Below are 15,451 nucleotides of genomic sequence, written 5' to 3' on the forward strand. Positions count from 1 at the left end.
CCTACCGCTCCGGGTGGACATACACGCCGCGCCAGGGCCTGCCCTGGAAGCGCTCGATGAATTCGCGGTGCCAGAGGTTGGGGTCCAGGTCCGCGCAGGTGTCCGGGTGCAGCCACTTGGCCAGCCAGGCGATGCCCACCACGCTGGCCGCGCCGCTGGTGACGTCCGTGGTCATGAGGAACACGCGCCCGGCCTTGCCAGCCGGGGTCTTGTTCCAGCCTGTGCGGGCGAGCAGGGCCGCGCGCTGGTCCACCATGCCCTCGGGGCCTTCGTGGGTGTAGCAGCCGTTCTGGGAGCTCATCTTGACCACGGCGAAGGGCTGGCGCTCCAGCACCCACTCCGGCGACACAGGAGTGTTGGCGGGCTGCAGAGCTTCGGAAATGTTTCGTCCGCCCGCGAACTCCAGGCGCTCGTGCATGCCGGAGCTGTTGCCGCAGGCGGCGAAGTCGGAATAGCCCTCGATGTACACGTCCGGGCGGCTTTTGCTGGCGGCCACGCGCCGCGCCACCTCGTCCATGCGCACCTTGAGCCAGTCCAGATACTCGCGGGCCTTGTCCTCGCGTCCGAAGATGCGCCCCAGGCCCTCCACGTCGCGCGGCAACGCGCCGATGCGGTACAGCTCCAGCCGCAGCACCTGGATTCCGGCTGCGCGCATCTTTTCGTCAAATCCGGGTCCGGGCGAGTTCTGGTAGCACAGCACCAGGTCAGGCTTGAGCGCGGCGATGGCCTCCTCGTCGGGGGCGTTGAATTTGCCCACGTTGCGGGCGTTCACAAGCTCTGGCCAGTAGTCCGGATTCTTTGGAATCCAGTCGGAAACCCCCACGATGCGGTCCGTGACGCCCATGAGCCGCAACAACTCGGCGGCGTTCTTGTTCAGCGTCACCACGCGCATGGGGTTGCGCTTGACCAGCACCTCCCGACCCGTGGCGTCGGTGACACGCACCCCCTGGCCTTTGTCCACGCCTCCATCCCCCTTGCTGCAGCCGCAGAGCACCAGCAGCACAAGGAAAGAGGCGGCAAATATTCTGCCGTTCCAGCCCATTATGGTCAAATGTTTCGTCGTGTTGAGCATGCTTGCCTCCTGGGGCGCACCGTGCGGAGACATGCATACCAAAACACAATTCGTAGCACAAGACACTTTTCAATATTAAATTCATATGCTAGTCACGTATTTGAATTTAACAAACCAGAGAGGTTCGTGTGATAGTTCTTGATGGCATAGCCAAGAGCTACGGCCCAAGGAAAGCGCTTGCGGGTGTGGACCTGCACGTGCGCGCCGGGGAGCTGTTCGCCTACCTGGGGCCAAACGGCGCGGGCAAGACCACCACCATCCGCATCCTCACCGGCCTTACCCTGCCGGATGGCGGTCGGGCGCTGGTGGGCGGCGTGGACGTGGCGCAGGAGCCGACGCGCACCAAGGCCCTGTGCGGCGTGGTGGCCCAGGCCGTGAACCTGGACCAGGACCTGACGGTGGCCGAAAACCTGGAGGTGCACGGGCGGCTCTTCGGCATGCCTGCGCCGCTGCGCGCCAGCCGGGCCGGGGAGGCTCTGGAGCGGCTGGAGATGGCCGACCGGGCTTCCTCCTTTGTGCGCGAGCTGTCCGGAGGACAGCGGCGACGGGTCATGATCGCGCGCGCCCTGATGCACGAGCCGCGCGTGCTGTTTCTGGACGAGCCCACCGTGGGCCTGGACCCCTCCATCCGGCGCACGCTCTGGGCGGCCATGAAGCGCATCCGCGAGGGCGGCACCACCATCCTGCTCACCACCCATTACATCGAGGAGGCCGAGTTCCTGGCCGACCGCGTGGCCTTCCTGCACGGGGGCCAGGTGGCGGCGCTGGGAACCCCGCAGGAGCTCATGGCCGGGCTCGGGGCCTGGGCCATTGACGCGCTCAATGGCGAGGGCATGCGCACGGACTACTTTCAGGGGCGTGAGGAGGCGCAGGCTTTCGGTTCTTCCCTGCCGGGACCGTTCACCCTGCGCCGCGTGAACCTGGAGGACGTGTTCCACAAGGTGACCGGGAGGAAGCTGGCATGATTCAGGGCTGGAGCGCGGTCTACTACCGCGAGGCGCTGCTCATGCGCCGCCGTGGCCTCAAAATGCTGGCCACCATGTGCGTTTCACCCCTGTTGTACCTGCTGGCCTTCGGCTGGGGCCTGGGCGACCTGGCCAGCCACGCAGGCGTGCCCTACCTCCAATTCCTGGTGCCGGGTCTGGCGGCCATGTCGAGCATGACCCAGGCCTGGTCCGTGGCCGGGGAAATCAACGTGGCGCGCTTCTACTGGCGCATCTTCGACGAGATCCAGAGCGCGCCCGTGGCCCCCGGCGGCTATGTGCTTGGCGAGGTGCTGGCGGGCATGACGCGCGGGCTTCTGGCCTCCGCGCTCACGGTGCTGCTGGGCGCGCTGTTCGGGGTGCACCCCTGGTGCGGCCCGGCGTTCTGGCTGGCGCTCATGCTCAACAGCTTCTTCTTCGCGTCCCTGGCGGTGGGCCTGGCCATGCTCATCAAGTCCCACGCCGACCAGGCCATGCTCACCAGCTTCGTCATCACGCCCATGGCCTTCCTGGGCGGCACCTTCTTTCCCGTGGAGCGCCTGCCGGACTGGGCGCAGGGGCTGCTGCTCTGCCTGCCGCTGACCCACGCCTCACGCGCGGCCAGGGCTGCGGCCACGGGCGCGGAGCTGCCGCTCACGTCCCTTGCCCTGCTCGCAGCGGCGGGAATCGGGGCCTTCCTGCTCGCCATGCGCAATGTGGCCAGGGCCAGGGACTGACCGGGAGGCCGTCATGAGCGAGTCGCTGACGCTTTCCCCTGCCACGGAACCCTTCCCCGATTCCCGTCCCGCTCAGCACCCGCGCGCGCGGCTGCGTCTTCCCTTCACGGGCCGGAGCATCCGGGTGCGCAGTCTGGCCCTGGGCGTCTCCGTCGCGCTGCACGCCGTGTTCCTGGGCGGGCTGCTGCTGACCAGGCTGACCGCGCCCCTGCCCGTCCTGCAGCCGCTGGTGGAGGTGGATTTCGTGGAGATCGCTGGCCCCAAGGGAGGCGGAGGCTCGCCAAGTCCCGCTGCCCCGGCGGCGGCTGCGGCCCCCGCGCCAAAAGCACCGCAGGCCGTGGCCTTGGCCGATCCGGCGGCGCGGCGCGTTGAGGCTCCCCCAGCCCCTTCCGTGCCGCAGGCAGCTCCCGTCACGGCGGCGGTACTAGGCGCGGGAACGGGAGCGGGTGCCGCTTCAGGGGGAGGTTCGGGCGGCGGCACGGGCGGCTGGTCCGGCACGGGCTCCGGCCAGTCCGTCGGCAGCGGCACGGGCCAGGGCGGCATCGCCGTGGACCGCATGCCCGTGGCGGTGAAGCGCGTGAAGCCGTTCTACCCCATGGATGCGCGGCGGCGCGGCATATCCGGCCAGGTGACGTTGCGGCTTTTCGTCGACGCCGAGGGCAGCGTGCGCGAGGTGCAGGTGCAGGCGGCGGAGCCTGCGGGCGTGTTCGAGGAAAAGGCCGTGGAGGCCGCCCGCAAGTGGCGCTTCGAGCCTGCAGTGTTCAAAGGCGCGCCGGTGGGCGTCTGGATGACCCTGCCGGTCCGCTTCGCCCTGGATGGGCGGGAATAGCAGCGCCGATTGCTCCTCTTGCGCCATTCTTTGCGCGAGCCGCGGGGCTACCGGCTCATCATCCACCCCTCCCGCAATAGCGGGCTGTAGTAACGCATGACGACGCTGGTGGAGGAAAACACCAGATCGTCGATGAACTCCACCCGTCCGCCCGCCGCATGGCAGGCCAGCGCCTCCGCGTGCATGACGCTGGAGGGATCCTCCATTTCGGACCGACGCTCCAATCCCTTGAAGTAGCGGGTCGGCTGCAACAGGGAGAGAGCCTCAACAGCAGTGGGCCAGCGGTTCACGGCCACGGCGTCCACCATGTCCAGGGCGGCCAGCACCTCGGCCCGCTGCTCTTCGGGGAACACTGGACGGAGCGCCCCCTTGCCGACGAACGCATCCGGCGTGAGCGTGACGGCCAGGAAGTCGCAGCGCTCCCGCGCGCGGGCCAGATAGCGCACATGCCCCAGGTGCAGCAGGTCGAAACAGCCGTGGGCCAACCCGGTGACGACTCCCCGCTCGCGCAGTTCCGCCATGTTCCGGGCCAGTTCGTCCAAATGAGCAATTTTATGATGGTGTGTCATGCTTTCCGCCCCAGGTTGTCGAACCACGCTCGGGTGGCCTGTTCAATGCCCTCGGCATCCCAGAGGGTGGCCGCGCGGTAGTCCTCGATGCGCGCTAGCATCTCGCCCACGCCCGCCTCGAAGCCTATCTCGGGTCGCCAGCCGAACTGCGCCCTGATCTTGCCAATGTCCGCCCAGGTGGCGTCGGGCTCGCCCGGTCGCCTGGGCAGATGCACGCGCTCTCCGCCGAGCAGGTCGGCCAGGCGGTTCACAGACTGCGGCTCGCCGCTGCCCACGTTGAACACCTCGCCGTGGGCGGAGCAGGTAGCGGCCAGCACAAAGGCCCGGGCCACGTCACGCACATGCACGAAGTCCCGCACCTGGGTGCCGTCGCCCACGATGGTGAAGGGCTCTCCCGCCAGCTTCTGCGGCAGAAAAACCTTGAACACGCCGCCGTAGGCTCCGTGGGTTTGCGCGCGCGGGCCGTAGACGTTGAACAGGCGCAGGGAGTTGACCTCCAGGCCGTACACCCGGCCCCAGTGCAGCACGCAGTCCTCGCCCAGGCGCTTGGACAGGGCGTAGGGATACTGCGGACGCAGCTCCGCCGCCTCCGAGGTGGGGAAGGCATCGGGAATGCCGTAACAGGAGGACGAGGCCGCGTAGACGAGACGCTCCGCTCCCGCCCGGCGCGCAGCCTCCAGCACGTTCACGGTTCCGTCCACGTTGGCGTGCAGATAGGGGCGCGGGTTCTCCACGCTGGGCACGATATCCGCCAGCCCGGCCAAGTGGAACACCGTGTCCGCGCCCTCGAAGTGTGGCGCGATAACCATGAAGTCCGTGATATCGGCTTGAATGAACGCGCACAGGCCGGTGGCCATGGCGTTGGCGAGGTTTTCCTGCCGCCCGTTGGCCATGTTGTCCACGGCCACAACCTCGACTCCCGCCGCCACAAGGACATCGGCAAGGTGCGAGCCGATGAAGCCCGCCCCGCCCGTGATGAGGGCCTTGCGCATGGTTCTGCTTGTGGAGGAGGTCATGCCGCTGCCTCGCCCTTGGCCGCGCAATGGTCCTCCCCCTCAATGCTCTCGATGTACACTTCGCGCCCGGCCAGAACCTTATGGCCCAGTTCCTGGCCGCAGACCGGGCAGACGGCGAACACGACCTGCTCTTCCGGGGCGAACTCGCGGAAGCAGTCCCCGCAGCGCAGGCGGACCGGTACGTTCTCCACGCACAGCTCCGCGCCCCCAAGCGGCCCGGAGTCCGTGAGCACCTCCCAGGCAAAGCGCATGGCCTCCGGCACAAGCCCGGCAAGGGTTCCGCTCTTCAGGGTCACGCGTGAAAGCCGCACCAGGCCGTGCTGCTCCATCTCCTCGGCAATGATCTGCGTCACGCTTGAAAGCATCGTCATCTCGTGCATGTCCGTCTTACTCTCCCAGCACGTAGGCGAAGATGAGCGGCGCCACGATTGCTGCGTCGGAGTTGATCATGAACCGGGGCGTGTCTGCGTCGAGCTTGCCCCAGGTTATCTTCTCGTTCGGCACCGCGCCTGAGTAAGAGCCGTAGCTGGTGGTGCTGTCGCCTATCTGCGCGAAGTAGGCCCAGAAGGGCGTGTCCTCGCGCTCCATGTCCTGGATGAGCATGGGCACCACGCAGATGGGGAAGTCCCCCGCGATGCCGCCGCCGATCTGGAAAAAGCCGATGGGGATTTTGTGCGCGGCCTTGTGCATGTACCAGCGCGCCAGGTGCTCCATCTGCTCCGTGCCGTGGCGTATGGCTCCGTGGTGCGGCAGTTTCCCGTGCATGACCTCGGACACGAAGATGTTGCCCAGCGTACAGTCCTCCCAGCCGGGGGTGTAGATGGGCAGGTTCATCTCCTTGGCGGCCAGCACCCAGGAGTGCTCGGCCGGGACCTGGTACAGCTCCACCACGCCCGGCTCGTCCAGCAAGGCGTAGGCGAACTCCCAGGGGAACTTCGGCTGGCCCGTTTCCGCCGCCTCGCGCCAGAGCCGCGCCATGCGCGCTTGCACCTGCCGGAACACACCCTCGGGGATGCAGGTGTCGGTGACGCGGTTGAAGCCCGCCTCGTAGAGCTCCTTCTCTCCCTCGGGCGAGAGGTCGCGGTAGCCGGGTACCATCTTGTATTCATTGTGGTTGAAAAGGTTAAACAGATCCTCCTCCAGGTTGGCTGCCGTGCAGCAGATGGCCGCGACCTTGCCCTGGCGGATCATCTTGGCGAGGCTCACGCCGATTTCGGCGGTGCTCATGGCCCCGGCCAGGGTCAAAAACATGGCGCCGCCCTGGTCCAGCAACGCCCGCCAGGCTTTGGCGGCGTCGAGGGTCTCGCGGGCGTTGAAGTGACGGAAGTGCTGCTCCATGAAGGCGGAAACGGAAGGCATCAAGTTCTCCTGCTTTGGTTAGAATGTCTTTGAGCTTCATTGAAATTTGGTGCCAGACGTTGGGTGAGTGATTGACTCCGTGCAACGCGACGCGTTTCATGATCGACATGAGCGCCTCCAACCAGTCCACGGCTGAAGGCGTCCGTGCTCTCCTCGGGGATGGGGGCGACCAAGGTCACATCCCCGCACGCCGGTTTCCTGAGCACTGCCACATGCAGGAACGCATCACCGTCCAGGTGGACCGAGAAGGATACGGCAATATCGTGGCCCTCCGTGAGGATGGCGTTGAGCTGTCCCCATAGCCTCTCTGCTCCGCAGGTCAGGACGAGGGGCAAGGTCTGCACCATGCCGCAGTCCGCGCAAATCCAGGCATTGTCCTCCAAAGTGCTGGTGAGCACCTTGCGCATGTTCCTGGCGTTGACGGAGCCGTCCTTGCACTCGCTGAACCAGGCATGCTTCACCCCCTCCAGGTCCAGAAACCGGTCAAGCAGCCCCTGGATGCGCTTCCGTGAGCCCCTGATTGCGAACACCTTCAAGCACAGGCGAGAGTCCAGGCGCACACGGGTTTTGGAGAGTACCATGTCCCCGGCCTTGAGCTGAAGTTCTGCCAGCCGTTGCGCCAAGCCGGCGGCGTCGCAGTCGTACAGGACGCAGAGCGCGCCGGACAGCTTCTCCCGCGCGGTGCGGGCGGCCTCCAGGTCCAGCCCCTTCTGGATCAGGTGGCGGATAGCCACCGTTATGGTCTTGCGCTTGCCGCCCACGCGGAACCGGTCGATCATTTCCATCTGCTTCGCGTCGAGGCGGAGCCAGAGCTTGGCGCTGAACTTCATGTCCCTTCCTCCTCCCGGCATCCTGGCGGCGCGGGGCGGCAGAGCGGCAACTGCCCGTGTTCGGGCTTCGCGTTCGGCCACGGAGCCGCAGAGTGCTCATCGACTAGAAGCTCACATGATAGTTCATGTAAGCGTTGGTGCCGGGTTCGCGGTACACGTTGCCGCGCGCCGTGGTCAGGTAGTTGGTGTAGGACTCGTTGGTGAGGTTGTTCACGCCCAGGGTGAACTCATGGCGCAGGCCGGCGGCGTCCATTTTGTAGCCGGCGCGGACGTTCAAAATGGCCCAGGCCTGGCTGTTGTGGGTCTCGGACGGAGTGTTGGTCTGTTCAGCGGCCCACTGGCTCTCCACCGCCCACCACCAGGGGCCGATGGTTTGCTTCACGCCCACCAGGCCGGAGAGCGGGGCCACGAACGGCAGCCATGTGGCGTGGGTCTCGTCGCGGCCATAGGTATAAGCGGCGTTGGCGTAGGCCATCCAGCCTGTGGCGAAATCCCATTCCACGGACTGTTCCAGCCCCATGAGCGTGGCCGCGCCGATGTTCACCATTTTGTAGTTGCCGCCGCCAGTGGACTCCTTGGTGATGAAGTTGTCGATGAAGTTGGCGAACACGGCGGAGTTCAGGCGCAGGCTCTCGCCGCTGCGCTTGAGCGAGAGCTCGAAAAAGCGCGTCTCCTCGCTCTTGAGGTTGGGGTCGCCGACTTCGAAGGCGCCGCCGCCGAGCGCGATGCGCTTGTACAGCTCCAAAATGTTGGGCGTGCGGTAGCTGGTGGCCGCCATGAGCGACGCGCTCCAGGGATCGCTGAAGGCGTAGGTGAGGCCCGCGTGCGCGCCCCAGTTGGCGTCGTTCTTCTCGCCGCCGGAGCCGGACACCGGGGTGCCGCCGCCGTTGGTGATGTGCACGGAGTCGGCCCGGCCGCCCAAGTTAAGCGTCCAGGCCGGGGCGAGCTTCCAGTCGTCCTCGGCGAACACCCCGGCGGTGAGCTGGCTGGAATCCGGCACGGGCATGGCGTAGGTGAGCACCCCTGCGGTGCTCATGACCTCGGCGCGGGAGCGCATGTCCCAGTTGGAGGCCTCCGCCCCGGCCACAAGGGTATGGTCGCCCAGTGCGAACACGTTCTTCCAACGGCCGTTCAGGGTCTCGTGGGTGCCGGAGGGCTGCTGCCAGGCCACGGTGCCGGAGGTATAGTTGTCGATGCGCGGGTAACGGGTAAGGAGCTGCCAGGACAGGTCCAGGCTGGACTCCGTGAGCGCCATGCCCTTGGGCGTCCAGGTGTGGACCAGTTGAAGCATGCGGCGGTCGTTCTCGCGCAGGGTCACGTCGGCGTTCACGGGCAGGCCTTTTGAGTTGCCGCCAGGCACGCCGATCTGGCTACCGTCCATGCTCTGGTACTGGAGCATGGTGCTGTGGGCCTCACTCCATTTGAAGGCCCCGGCCAGCTTGCCCTGCCAGTCCTCAAACCGGGTGTTTTTCGTCTTGACGCCTCGCCCGTCGAAATAGCTCGCGCCCTCGCGCCAGCCGCCGGAGCCGAGCATCCAGAAATCGTCGCTGGAGTAGGACAGGTTGGCATAGGCGTCCGGCCCTTGCGGATTCGTCGAACCCGTGAGCGAGCCCTCGCCGTGCCACTCGGGATTCTTGGTGAAGCGGCCCTTCTTGGTGATGATGTTGACCACGCCGCCGATGGAGCCGGAGCCATAGAGCGCGCTGATTGGCCCCTTCAGGACCTCCACACGCTCAATGTCGTTCTGGTTCACCACGCCGAGGCGTCCGTTGATGTCCGTGGTGGTGTTCACGCGCACGCCGTCGATGAGCACCACGACCTGGTCGCGGCCCAGGCCCCTGATGTTGATGTCCGCGCCCCAGGGGGAGTCGCCGGTCTTGGTGACGCCGGGGATGCGGGCGAGCGCGTCGGCCACGGACACGGAACCGGTCTCGCGGATGTCCTCTGCCGTGACCACGCCGACGCTGCCGGGGGTCTTTGAGGCCGGGGAGGGAATGCCGCGCGCGGTGACGAGCACCTCGTCCAGGGTGGAAGGCTTTGAGGTGTCGGCGGCAAGGGCCTCGCCAGCCAGCGCAAGCAAGAGGCAGGCGCACATCATCAGTCGGGGGAGGGGCGGCAGGGGTATCATCGTGGTGGCCTCCTACATGACGAGGGATTTGACGCGGACGCTTTCGAGCATGCCCAGCCGCCCCGCCAGCGCGCCGATCTGATCGGTGCTGGCGTTGACCACCAGGGTGAGCAAGCCCGTGTCCGCCGCGCACTGCGGCAGGCTCATGCGGGCCACCACCACATCGGCGAAGGCTGCCAGCACGGATTCGATATTTCCAAGACACCCTGTGGCCGCGTCGAAGGTGACGCCCACAAGACCGATGCGTGGGGGAGATTGAGTCACGTTTCACCTCGTGCTATTATTTGTAAATTCGTAGCACGGTAGCACGCAAGATGCAAGCGCTTGCCTGAGCGCAGTGGTTCGTAAATTTTAATACTCATACATAGCGGCGCTTCAAGGTATGTACGCCGCACCCGATTGCACAATTTTAAACATAGTAGCACAATAAGCAGATAAAAATCTGGAGGCTTCTATGAACCGTTGTTTTGTCCTCGCCCTTGGCTGCGCCTGCCACATGGCTTTGCTGCTGGCCGCTGCCCCGTCCCTGGCCGCAGAACCGGCCCAGGTGCTGCTGCATCACGGGGAGCGCTTCCTACGCATCGGAAACCTGGGCTTTGCCAAGGCCAACTACGAAAAGCTCATCGCCAACTACGAGGGCAGCCCGGAAGCCGCCGAAGCGCACGGAGACCTCGGGGTCATCGCCGCGCGCCAGGGAAATGACGACCTTGCCGTGGCCCAGTACGAGAAGGCCATCGCGGGTGGCTTCAAGCTGGCGCACTTCAACCTCGGCCAGGCATTGCTGCGCACCTTCGACAAGGGCGGCGACCAGGCGCTCAAGGACCGCGCGCGCGCCGAGTTCCTGGCCTTCAAGGCCTACCTGGACAGCGGCGAACCGCGCCCGGCCATCCTCACGTATTCGCTGCCGGAGGTGGAGACGGAGCTGGCGGACGCGCTGGGGCGTTTGCAGTAAGTGGGAGGCAACCCTCGGCTTCGGACTGGTCCTGTCCTCAGGTTGCGGCAAACGAAAGCCCTGTGAGGGGGTCAGAGGAGGCCTTTATGCCTTCAGCTTGATGCCCTTGGCCTTGAGGGCCTTCACGCCCGCGCTGCGGTCAAAGTAGTGCGTGTGCAGCAGCAGGTGGGCCTTGTGGCCGGTGGGGCCGTCGTGCAGAAAGCCGTCCTTGGCGTAGAGCTTCTGCACCATGGGATTCTCCTGGGACTTGCGGGCCTTGTACAGCTTGGGGTTGGCGTCGGCCGCGTACACGCCGGTCTGGCGCTTGGTCACCAGGTCAAGCTCGGCGGCTTGGGCCTCGCCGACCATGCCCGGCACGGTGGCGGCCACGGCGGCCACGGCGGCGGCGGTTCCGGCCAGCTTCAGGAAGTCGCGGCGGGTGCAATCAGTGTTCTCGCTCATGCTTGTCTCCTTCTCGCGCAGGCTTAAGCCTGGGCCTTCATGGCCAGGCGCTTGTTGATCTCGGCAAAGACCTTGCGGCAGCCGCTGTCGCCCACCAGGACGCTGGGGTTCAGGATCTGTCCGCCGCCGTTCACGCAGCCGCCGGGGCAGGTCATGATCTCGATGAAGTGGTGCGGGCTCTTTCCGGCCTTCACCTCGTCACAGAGCTTCTTGGCGTTGTCCAAACCGCTGGCCACGGCCACGTTGACCTTGCCGAACTTGGGCACGTCCACGCTGGCGGTCTTGATGCCCTCGTGGGCGCGCACGCCCTTCAGGTCCACATCCTTCAGCTTGTCGCCGGAGAGAACCTCGTAAGCCAGGCGCAGAGCCGCCTCCATGACGCCGCCGCTGGTGGCGAAGATGGTGGCTGCGCCGGTGGCCTCGCCCAGGATGGGGTCGGCGGCCTCGTCCTTCAAGCTCTTGAAGTCGATTCCGGCCTTCTTGATCATGTAGGCCAACTCGCGGGTGGTGATGGTCACGTCGGTGTCGCGGTAGCCGCTGGCCGCCAGTTCAGGGCGCAGGCCCTCATACTTTTTGGCGATGCAGGGCATGATGGACACGGTGAACATCTTGGCCGGGTCGGTCTTGGTCTGCTTGGCGCCGTAGGTCTTGGCCAGAGCGCCCAGCATGCCGATGGGCGACTTGGCGCTGGACAGGTTGGGGATGAGCTCGGGGTAGAAGGCCTCCACGAACTTGACCCAACCCGGGCAGCAGGACGTGAACTGCGGCAGGGGCGCGCCATGGCTGGGCTTCTTCACGCGGTTCAAGAGCTCGGTTCCCTCTTCCATGATGGTCACGTCGGCGGTGAACTCGTTGTCCCAGACGAGCTTGAAGCCCAGTTTGCGCAGGGCCGCGTGCATCTTGCCGCCCACGTGGGTGCCGGCGGGCAGGCCGAAGGCCTCGCCCAGGGCGTAGCGCACGGCCGGGGCGGGCATGGACACCACCACCGTGTTCGGGTCTTTCAGGGCCTTGAACACCTCATCCACGAAGGAGATTTCCTCGTAGATGGCACCGTAGGGGCAGTTCACCAGGCACTGGCCGCAGTTCACGCAGGCAGCCGGGTCCAGCACCTTGCGCTTCTCGTCTTTCCCGACCGCCTGGATAGCGCCGGTCTTGCAGACGTCGTCGCAGGTGCCGCAGGCCTGGCACTTGGCGGCATCGACCTGCACGAAGGAGAACTTCGTGGGGTCGATGTTTTTCGGGGCGCTCCCCTTCATCATGACCTTTTCCATGTCTTGCATCATGCACCTCCAGATTGTGTGGACACAACACTCCTCACACGTCGGCGCACCCCGCGCAGACGTGTTACCAAATCAGCAAACGTAGCATTGAAAACCAATAGACATGGAAAACGTGTCATGTCAAGCAGGGGGGACAGGAAACGGCGAGAGCTTGCCCCGCGAGCGCAGAAAGCAGGAGGAACACGCGTATGCTGCCAGAAGGCGGTTTTTTGGGTATGATTTTGGGTGCGACGCTAGGCGTCCAGATCGTTCTGGTGTTCCTGGCACTTATGAGCATGTGGAGCTGGACCATCATCGTCCACAAACTCATCGTTTACCGTCGGGTCAAGGGCCAGGTGGCGCGCGGCTACGAGGCGTTCAGCGACGCCGAAGACCTCGCCCTCGGGCTGCAGAGCGTCGGCCGTGAGGAGGATTCGCCGCTGGCGCGGGTGGGCCTGCTCGCCATGCAGTCGTTCCGCAAGTTGGAGCTTGCTGACGTTGCGCCGGACCGCAAGCGCATGCTCGCTTCGGACACGCTCCGCCGTGTGCTGCGCAGAGGTGTCAGCGCAGAGATGAAGCATCTCTCGAGTTCCCTGTCCTTCCTGGCCACCTGCGCCAACGCCGCGCCGTTCATAGGCCTCTTCGGCACGGTGTGGGGCATCATGCACGCCTTCCACTCCATCGGCCTGTCGCAGTCCGCCGCCTTGGCCACCGTGGCTCCGGGCATCTCCGAGGCGCTGGTGACCACGGCCATCGGCCTGGTTGTCGCCATCCCAGCCACCATCGCTTACAACTTCCTGCTCTCTGAGCTGGGCGAGGTTGAGACTGAACTGGTGAATTTCGCCGGGGCGTTCCTGAACCGCGTGGAGCGCGAGGTTTCCTGGGCTCCGAATTCCTCGCGAGACCAGTAGTCATGGGCGCGAGCGTAGGCGGCAGGGGCCGCTACATGGCCGAAATCAACGTCACGCCCTTCGTGGACGTGATGCTGGTCTTGCTCATCATCTTCATGGTCACCGCGCCCATGCTCACCCAGGGCGTGGACGTGGACCTGCCCAAGACGCGCAGCGTGCGCACCCTGCCCGCAGGCAGCTACCACCTCGTTTTGTCCATCAGGAAGGACGGCGGCATCTTTCTCGACGAGTACAACGTGCCCTTTGAGGACCTGCGCCAGCACCTCATGAACCTCGTGGTGGTGCAGAAGAAGCAGCTCTATCTACGTGCGGACAAGGAAGTGCCCTACGGCGTGGTGGTGAAGGTCATGGGCGAGATAAAGAGCGTGGGCATCGAGAAGCTGGGCGTGGTGGCGGAGAGCGGTGAACCCAATGCTACCACACCTGTTTCACGCCAGACCGCGCAGCACACGTCGTTTTACCCCCGGGGAGCCAGCCCAAAATAGTGCGTACCCACACGGCAGAATGCATGGATGACACGCATGCCGCAAACGGCTTGCCCCTGCGTCAGGCCGGAGCTATGATCGGCATACCCGAAAGCCTGTGGGAGAGATGTACGATGGCGCTGCCTCCTACCTACTACGACTTCATCCTGAAAAACCGCCCGTACGTCGTGGAACTGGCGGCGCGTGATGCCCAGTTCCTCCAGACGCAGGAACCAACGCCCGTGGCCATCGCGAGCGTGGATGACTACAATAGTCGGTTTCCAGAGTGCTTTGAAAAGGTTGACCAAGGCATCCTGGGGCAGGCGTCCCGCGCCTCCGGCATATCCCTGGACGAGATTCGGCCTCACCTCCCGCAGGTGCTTCCCGAATTGCGCGCCCAATTTGCCAGCCTCTACGCCACTGTCAACCATGAATACCACTGCATGGTCAATTTCGAGTTGGCCAACAAGAAATGTTTCCATTTCAGCGACAACCTCTCCACACACCTCTCCAACACAGAAATCAACCTCAAGGCGCGACTGGTGGAGTTGCCGTTCCCGACCTGCCTGTTCGTGTTCACCTCGGCGACCGTCATCAACGCCATGCACAACATCCGGGGCGCGGAAGGCCGCAGGGAGATGAACACCGGAGACCTGGATTATGCCGCCCCGGTCTCCGCGTTCCTCACCCTGCTCCCGGCAGGAGGGAAGCTGCTTGGCCGGAAGCTCGTCATCGTTGCCTGGCACGCCAAGCCGCCGGCCAAGTCCTATTTGATGCTCAAGCGGGAACTGTACCTGGGAGATGGCTGGTCGCTGGAGCAATCCCTGCGGACGGACTGGGAAAAGCTCACGCCCGACGACTTGGGATGTGGCATTAACATTGAGGGCGGGGGCGACATCATCGAACCGATGGGGGACGAAACCTTCTACACGGACGGTTTGGCGTTCTATCGGATCATGCTAAATGCCGCACTCTACCTGGCTTCCGACCAGGCCGAACTCACGACCTGCACCAGTCCGCGCGCCCAGATCGAGATTGATGCGCGCCAGTTCGCCTCCGTTCCGAAGAAGAAGAGAATGCTGAAGCAGGCGGCAGAGCATTCGTGCCTGGACTATGCGGAGGTCGGCGCCTCCCTCGGACCGATTGTCATTGAGCCGGGCACGGCTGCCTCCAACTCGTCAGAATCCGCCGGGAGCAAGCCGCAGGTCAGGTTCATGGTCCGGGGGCATTGGAGGCATCAGCCCCATGGGCCAGGAGCCTCACAGCGTCGGCTGATCTGGATTCGTCCGCACTACAAGGGACCGGACATCGCCGATCTCATCAACAAGCCGTACTTGGTGAAATGACCTGCGTCAGCAAGGTGGCAGCTGGTGCAAAATGAGAAGACCCCCGAAGGGGCCTTTGTCAGCCGCCCGTTAGGGCGGGAATGTGAGACTTGCGGGCTTGGACCGATGCTGAACCATTTCTTCTGATATTTTTCACAATTATATCGATCCAGCCCACATGCGCTTGGTGGCAGCGAGGCACATCTTGCCCTGATCAACAGGAAAGGCGGCCCTTTGCGGGCCGCCTTTTGAATGGGGAAGAGTGCTGTAGTTGCGCCACTGTCGTCGTGCGTCCAGTTGCAGAGGCTGGTGTTGCCGACGTGGCGAACATGGGCCTATGGCCTGCCTGATGAGCCAGAGGGGCTCACATACGTTGTGCCGCGTTGACGGTGATCACCGGATTCGCGACTTCTCCACGTTGATCTTGGCATACGCCAGAGACGAGTGGAGAAAGTTGGTTTCGTGGCGGAGCACGAGGCGCCGCGCGAACAAGCGCTTCGCCAACTCAGCTTTGAAGCGCGTCGCAGATGCGACAAGTCGGTTGATCATCTGATTTCCTCCTTTCATTGATTAGGGGCCTTGCAACTGAAGGAAAAC

General features: G+C 64.8%; 17 protein-coding genes. 7 read left to right on the forward strand and 10 right to left on the reverse strand.

The window, feature by feature from the left end; all coding sequences use genetic code 11:
* Window position 1 precedes the first annotated feature (1 nt).
* Window positions 2–1,072, reverse strand: coding sequence for an ABC transporter substrate-binding protein (locus RDU24_RS09330; RefSeq protein ID WP_308735475.1), 1,071 nt, complete (start codon window positions 1,070–1,072; stop codon window positions 2–4).
* Between the two features lie 128 nt (window positions 1,073–1,200).
* Between RDU24_RS09330 and RDU24_RS09335 the strand changes: the two genes are divergently transcribed.
* The 3 genes from RDU24_RS09335 to RDU24_RS09345 are packed head-to-tail and all read left to right on the forward strand — an operon-like array spanning window position 1,201 to window position 3,600.
* Window positions 1,201–2,037, forward strand: coding sequence for an ABC transporter ATP-binding protein (locus RDU24_RS09335; protein ID WP_308735476.1), 837 nt, complete (start codon window positions 1,201–1,203; stop codon window positions 2,035–2,037).
* Entirely contained in the window at window positions 2,034–2,771 is a 738-nt protein-coding gene (locus RDU24_RS09340; RefSeq protein WP_308735477.1) for an ABC transporter permease, read from the forward strand. The genes RDU24_RS09335 and RDU24_RS09340 overlap by 4 nt, the downstream gene beginning before the upstream one ends.
* A 13-nt stretch (window positions 2,772–2,784) precedes the next feature.
* A complete protein-coding gene (locus RDU24_RS09345) occupies window positions 2,785–3,600 on the forward strand; it encodes an energy transducer TonB (protein WP_308735478.1) in 816 nt (271 codons plus the stop codon).
* 47 nt (window positions 3,601–3,647) lie between these two features.
* On the opposite strand, the gene RDU24_RS09350 is transcribed toward RDU24_RS09345, so the two are convergent.
* From RDU24_RS09350 to RDU24_RS09380, 7 genes are all read right to left on the reverse strand, one after another.
* The gene (locus tag RDU24_RS09350; protein ID WP_308735479.1) at window positions 3,648–4,169 is read right to left on the reverse strand and encodes an adenylyltransferase/cytidyltransferase family protein; all 522 of its coding nucleotides are present in this window, start codon (window positions 4,167–4,169) and stop codon (window positions 3,648–3,650) included.
* Window positions 4,166–5,185 carry an SDR family NAD(P)-dependent oxidoreductase gene (locus RDU24_RS09355; RefSeq protein ID WP_308735480.1) on the reverse strand — a complete coding sequence of 340 codons (1,020 nt, stop codon included), beginning with the start codon at window positions 5,183–5,185 and terminating at the stop codon, window positions 4,166–4,168. The genes RDU24_RS09350 and RDU24_RS09355 overlap by 4 nt, the downstream gene beginning before the upstream one ends.
* On the reverse strand, window positions 5,182–5,565 hold the full coding sequence (locus tag RDU24_RS09360) for a hydrogenase maturation nickel metallochaperone HypA/HybF (RefSeq protein WP_308735482.1): 384 nt from the start codon (window positions 5,563–5,565) through the stop codon (window positions 5,182–5,184). Before RDU24_RS09360 ends, RDU24_RS09355 begins: the two co-directional genes overlap by 4 nt.
* Before the next feature lie 7 nt (window positions 5,566–5,572).
* Window positions 5,573–6,544 carry a deoxyhypusine synthase family protein gene (locus RDU24_RS09365; RefSeq protein ID WP_308735483.1) on the reverse strand — a complete coding sequence of 324 codons (972 nt, stop codon included), beginning with the start codon at window positions 6,542–6,544 and terminating at the stop codon, window positions 5,573–5,575.
* Window positions 6,544–7,374: a CopG family ribbon-helix-helix protein gene (locus RDU24_RS09370; protein WP_308735484.1), complete on the reverse strand. Its 831-nt coding sequence runs from the start codon at window positions 7,372–7,374 to the stop codon at window positions 6,544–6,546. The genes RDU24_RS09365 and RDU24_RS09370 overlap by 1 nt, the downstream gene beginning before the upstream one ends.
* Window positions 7,375–7,477: 103 nt before the next feature.
* Window positions 7,478–9,502, reverse strand: coding sequence for a TonB-dependent receptor (locus RDU24_RS09375; RefSeq protein ID WP_308735485.1), 2,025 nt, complete (start codon window positions 9,500–9,502; stop codon window positions 7,478–7,480).
* 12 nt (window positions 9,503–9,514) lie between these two features.
* The gene (locus RDU24_RS09380; RefSeq protein ID WP_308735486.1) at window positions 9,515–9,766 is read right to left on the reverse strand and encodes a TM1266 family iron-only hydrogenase system putative regulator; all 252 of its coding nucleotides are present in this window, start codon (window positions 9,764–9,766) and stop codon (window positions 9,515–9,517) included.
* A 190-nt stretch (window positions 9,767–9,956) separates the two neighbouring features.
* Between RDU24_RS09380 and RDU24_RS09385 the strand changes: the two genes are divergently transcribed.
* Window positions 9,957–10,454: a tetratricopeptide repeat protein gene (locus RDU24_RS09385; RefSeq protein WP_308735487.1), complete on the forward strand. Its 498-nt coding sequence runs from the start codon at window positions 9,957–9,959 to the stop codon at window positions 10,452–10,454.
* Window positions 10,455–10,538: 84 nt separating this feature from the next.
* Here RDU24_RS09385 and RDU24_RS09390 read toward each other — a convergent pair whose 3' ends face one another.
* Entirely contained in the window at window positions 10,539–10,895 is a 357-nt protein-coding gene (locus RDU24_RS09390) for an iron hydrogenase small subunit (RefSeq protein WP_308735488.1), read from the reverse strand.
* Window positions 10,896–10,918: 23 nt separating this feature from the next.
* Window positions 10,919–12,178: a [FeFe] hydrogenase, group A gene (locus RDU24_RS09395; protein WP_308735489.1), complete on the reverse strand. Its 1,260-nt coding sequence runs from the start codon at window positions 12,176–12,178 to the stop codon at window positions 10,919–10,921.
* A 185-nt stretch (window positions 12,179–12,363) separates the two neighbouring features.
* On the opposite strand from RDU24_RS09395, the gene RDU24_RS09400 reads away from it, so the two are divergent.
* Genes RDU24_RS09400 through RDU24_RS09410 form a run of 3 tightly spaced genes read left to right on the forward strand, consistent with a single transcriptional unit; the run spans window position 12,364 to window position 14,875 of the window.
* Window positions 12,364–13,065 carry a MotA/TolQ/ExbB proton channel family protein gene (locus tag RDU24_RS09400; protein ID WP_308735490.1) on the forward strand — a complete coding sequence of 234 codons (702 nt, stop codon included), beginning with the start codon at window positions 12,364–12,366 and terminating at the stop codon, window positions 13,063–13,065.
* Window positions 13,066–13,067: 2 nt separating this feature from the next.
* The gene (locus RDU24_RS09405) at window positions 13,068–13,550 is read left to right on the forward strand and encodes an ExbD/TolR family protein (protein WP_308735491.1); all 483 of its coding nucleotides are present in this window, start codon (window positions 13,068–13,070) and stop codon (window positions 13,548–13,550) included.
* A 23-nt stretch (window positions 13,551–13,573) separates the two neighbouring features.
* A complete protein-coding gene (locus tag RDU24_RS09410; protein ID WP_308735492.1) occupies window positions 13,574–14,875 on the forward strand; it encodes a hypothetical protein in 1,302 nt (433 codons plus the stop codon).
* Window positions 14,876–15,451 lie beyond the last annotated feature (576 nt).

The sequence above is a fragment of the Humidesulfovibrio sp. genome (assembly GCF_031082295.1).
In the GTDB taxonomy this organism is placed as follows: Bacteria; Desulfobacterota; Desulfovibrionia; order Desulfovibrionales; family Desulfovibrionaceae; genus Humidesulfovibrio.